The 3,980-nt window shown below is 71.2% G+C and carries 1 protein-coding gene and 2 pseudogenes; all 3 read right to left on the minus strand.

Features of this window, described 5'->3' with window-relative positions:
* Nucleotides 1-92: pseudogene (locus ACWDD9_RS43750) on the minus strand (roadblock/LC7 domain-containing protein); the annotation flags it as partial.
* Nucleotides 93-102: 10 nt separating this feature from the next.
* Nucleotides 103-3,477 (minus strand): nitrate- and nitrite sensing domain-containing protein, encoded by a 3,375-nt coding sequence (locus ACWDD9_RS43755; protein WP_449814778.1) that lies wholly within the window; start codon nt 3,475-3,477, stop codon nt 103-105.
* Between the two features lie 401 nt (nt 3,478-3,878).
* A pseudogene (locus ACWDD9_RS43760) lies at nt 3,879-3,980 on the minus strand (ATP-binding protein); the annotation flags it as partial.

Here is a 3,980-nt window from a genome sequence, read left to right on the forward strand (position 1 = left end):
TCCGCGGAGACCACCACGGTGTGGGACACCCCGGGGGTGTTGTCCACGAAATTGGTGATCAGCCAGTTCAGGTTCTGTGCGGCCTGGCTCATCTGAGTCAACTCAACGCTCCTGGTGGTTCGAGCCGCCGAAGAGATCGGTGCTCCGGTTCTGTCCGTTGCCGGACTGGTCTACCTGATCGGGGTCGATCCGGAAGCTTCCGGTGTTACCGGCACTGCGGCCCTGCTCCACACCGCGGCGCAGGTTGGTGAGGCGGCCACGGACCTCCTCCGGGCTGCGGGAGACCTGCGGCCCGTCCTGCGGGGTGGACTTGGCGTTGCCGGGCACCAGGTTCTGCTTGGGCACGCGCCGCGGCAGACCGGCACCGGTGGTGCCGCTGGAGGAGGGCTCGCGCAGCTGCTCGGCCCGCTGCCAGTCGCCGTCGTTCGGCGACTGCCAGGCGGCGCGGGCGGTCGGGCCGGTCGGGCCGTAACCGCCGAGCGAGGACACGTCGTGGCCGCGCTGGGTCTCGGGCGCCGAGGTGTCCTTGGCGCCGGCGAACCAGTTCGGGCTGTCGCCGGACTGGCCGCCGCCGGCCGGCGCGGCGGGGAGGCCGCCGCCCGCCAGCTGCTCGCCGGGACGGCGCTGCGGCAGCCCGGACGGCAGGGTGGCGTGCGGCTCGGCGGCGGGCAGCGCGGGCGGCTCGGGGGCGTACGGGTGGCCGGCCGGGGAGTCCTGGGCCGGGCGGCCGTACTGGTCGTCGGCGTACCCGTCCTGCTGGTAGCCGCCCTGGTCGTAGCCGTACCGGTCGTCGGCGTACTGCTCGCCGGCCTGGCCCTGCTGCTCGTAGCCCTGGGGGGCGTACTGGTCGTAGCCGTCCTGGGCGTACCCGTCCTGCTGGTACTCGTCCTGCTGGTAGCCGCCCTGGTCGTAGCCGTACCGGTCGTCGGCGTACTGCTCGCCGGCCTGGCCCTGCTGCTGGTCGTAGCCCTGCGGGGCGTACTGGTCGTAGCCCTGCTGGTAGTCCTCCTCGACCTCGGCGTCGACCACCGGCGCCTGCGGGGCGCTCTCCAGGGCCGCGCGGCGGACCTGGTCGAGGCGCTGCGAGCGCTGGACGGCCTCCAGGGCGGGGCTGAACCCGCTGGAGCCGGCGTTGCCGGTGCCGGTGAGGTGGTCGTCGAAGCCGAGCTCGGCCGCGCTGCGGGCGCGGGTGTCCGGCGCCCACTCGGCGGCCGGCTCCTGCTCGGCGAAGATCCGGGAGACGGTGAACTGCTCGTCCGGCTCCGGCGCCGCACCGGACTGGGTGACGAACGGCGGGAGCATGACCAGCGAGGTGGTGCCGGCGGACTCGCCGGACGGGCGGAGCTGGACGCGGATGTCGTGCCGCTGGGAGAGCCGGCCGACCACGAACAGGCCCATGCGGCGGGAGATGGTGGCGTCCACCGTGGGCGGCTCGGCCAGCTTCTCGTTGATCTCCGCGAAGTCCTCGGCGGTGAGGCCGATGCCCTTGTCGTGGATCTCGACCAGCACGCGGCCGTCCGGCAGGCGGGTCGCGTTGACCAGCACCCGGGTCTGCGGGCTGGAGAACGAGGTGGCGTTCTCCAGCAGCTCGGCGAGCAGGTGGACGAGGTCGGTCACGGCGGCGCCGACGACGTCGACCTCCGGGATGCCGGAGAGCTCGACGCGCTCGTACTGCTCCACCTCGGACGCGGCGGCGCGGAGCACGTCGACCAGCGGGACCGGGGTGTTCCAGCGGCGGCCGGCCTCCTCGCCCGCGAGGACGAGCAGGTTCTCACCGTTGCGGCGCATACGGGTGGCCAGGTGGTCCAGCTTGAAGAGGTTCTCCAGCTGGTCCGGGTCTGCCTCGTTGTTCTCCAGGTCGGTGATCAGCGCCAGCTGGCGCTGGATCAGGCTCTGGCTGCGGCGCGACAGGTTGGTGAAGATCGCGTTGACGTTGCCCCGCAGCAGGGCCTGCTCGGCGGCGAGCGCCACGGCCTGCTGGTGGACCTGGTCGAACGCCCGGGCGACCTCGCCGATCTCGTCCTTGCCGTGCAGCGGGATCGGGGTCACCGAGGTGTCGACCCGGTCGGGGTCGGTCTTGGAGAGCTTCTCGACCAGGTCCGGCAGGCGGTGGTCGGCGATCTCCAGGGCGGCGCTGCGCAGGGTGCGCATGCCGAGGATCATCGAGCGGGCCACGTAACCGGTCAGCAGGCCGGCCAGGATGAGCGCCGCGACGACGATGACCGTGTTGAGGATGGCGTCGTAGAGCGCGTTGTCCTTCAGGTTGCGGGAGTCGGTGAGGACCTCGTCCAGCAGCGCGAGCTCGGTGTTCCGCAGGGCCTGGATGTGGGTGTCGGTGGCCTGGTTCCAGTTCTCCTGGGTCAGGCCGGCGTTCTTCGCCTCGGTGTACGCGGCGTCGGCGACCGCCTTGCCCTTCTGCTGGCCCTCCGCGGCGGCCTGGCTGTACGAGGCGCCGAGCTGGAGCAGGCCCTGCATGGTGGGCGGCGCGCCGTTGGGCATCTTGTACGCCGAGCGGTCCTGGGCCGCGGTCTGCGCGATCTGCGCGGCCGCGTACTTGGCGGCGTCCTCGGGGGCGCTGCCGGTGTTGAACTCGTTGATGGAGACCTGTTCCAGCTTCTCCGAGATCAGGATCTGCTGGATCACGTCCTGGTTCTCGTAGCGCGTGGTGACGTTCGCCGAGATGCCGACCAGCAGGTTGAGCATCAGCGCGCGCTGGGTCGACGCCGCGGCCTTGGCCAGCGACATCGCGTAGATCGCGCGGCCCTTGCTGGTGGCGTTGGCGGAGCCCAGGCCGACCGAGTTGTCGAAGGCCAGCAGCGGGTCGAGCATCACCGAGTACGCGTTGGCCGTGGCGCTGATGAACAGCTCCGGGTTGTACGCGTTGGCCCGCAGGTGCGGCAGGTCGACCACCAGGGTCTGGAAGGCCTCGTGACGCCGGGGGAGCTCACCGGACTTGTCGGAGGCCGCGTAGGCGGCGTTGTACGCCTTCAGCGCGGCGTCGGTGGCGCCGCGGCGCTTGGCCACCTCGTTGTTCGGGTCCTGCTTGGTGAGCAGGGGTATGAGCGTCTTGTCGCGCTCGTTCTCCAGCGCCTCGGCGAGTTCGGTCGCCGCCTTGGCCAGCTCCGCGGTCTTCTCGGCGCGGGAGGCCTTGATGAAGCCGTCGACCGAGGTGTTCACGCGCAGACCACCGAAGACGAGACTGATGGTCACGGGGATCAGCAGGATCGCGATCAGACGGGTCGGCACGCGCCAGTTGCGCGGGCGGAGGAAGTCGTACCGGCTCGATCCGCCGTCGCCCGACGAGCCGCCGCCGCGGGGTGTCGCGGCCGGGGGCTCGGGAGCCGGGACGGTGCTCTGGGAGCGTTCCTCGGTGGGAGCGAACGCGGAGAATCCGGCCGGGTCCCCCGGGGTACCGTTCGGCTCGCTCTGGCGGGGCTCGGAGCGCCGCTGCGGGGCGGGTTGCTGCTTACGCCTCACTCGACAACTACCTCTCGGCCGACTGCCGGCCATGGATCAATCCAGCGCTACCCCTGGGCCCTGAACCGCCGCCGTAGGGGCCGGCGCAGGAGAAACCAGGGGTAGCTGGAATTTCAGCACGTGCGGGGATGGGGGACAAACAGCCGCCGTCCGGCACCCGCCTCGGTACATTCTGGACATTCACCGACATGACGGAGCAAAACCGTGGTCACCTGGCGCTGAGTGACGCTGTTTCGCCACGCTGAGTCATTGTTGATCACAAAATGCCTACCGAACTGTTATCCGCTGCTTATACACGGGTCTTGCGCGCGGCCCCCGGAGGTCACCCGCGGGTAGGCACCGCGGTCCCGACGGCCCGTCGCGGGGGACGGACCGTCGGGGCCGTGCGGTTCCCCCCTCGCTCAGCGGAGCCGGGCGAGCAGGGCGTGTTCGACGAGGGTGATGAGGGCGCTCTTGGCGCTGTCGCGGCGGCGGGCGTCGAGGGTGATGACGGGGGTGTCGGC

The organism is Kitasatospora sp. NPDC001119 (genome assembly GCF_053598475.1).